Source organism: Vibrio sp. 704, from assembly GCF_033339295.1.
Map to the genome: position 1 here is coordinate 1 of NZ_JAWOUH010000941.1, position 535 is coordinate 535.

Below are 535 nucleotides of genomic sequence, written 5' to 3' on the forward strand. Positions count from 1 at the left end.
AAATTAAAAATTATTTAATCAACAAGGCTTTTTATCATTTTTTTAATCACAAAACGTTGCTTTTTTTACTCAGAATGGCAAATTAAATCCATACCGATTAGAAATTGTTTAGTTTAGAAAGGATGTTGTATGTGTTCAGTATTTGGGATTTTAGACATTAAAAGTGATGCAGCGGCACTGCGTCCTATCGCGTTAGAAATGTCGAAAAAGCTTCGTCACCGTGGCCCTGACTGGTCTGGTATCTACTCTTCAGAAAGAGCAATCCTAGCTCACGAGCGCTTGGCTATCGTTGGTCTAAATAGCGGTGCTCAACCACTATACAGCCCTGATAAAAAACTAATCCTTGCCGTTAACGGTGAGATCTACAACCACAAAGAGATTCGCGCTCGCTACGAAGGCAAGTACGAATTCCAAACAGACTCTGACTGTGAAGTTATTTTAGCACTGTATCAAGACATGGGTGCTGATCTTCTTGAAGAGCTAAACGGTATTTTTGCTTTCGTACTGTACGATGAAGAAAAAGATGAGTACCTAG

1 pseudogene is annotated in these 535 nt (G+C 39.3%); it reads left to right on the top strand.

The features are described 5' to 3' along the window. Nucleotides 1–129: 129 nt before the first annotated feature. Nucleotides 130–535, top strand: a pseudogene (gene asnB / locus R7R24_RS30000) (asparagine synthase B); the annotation flags it as partial.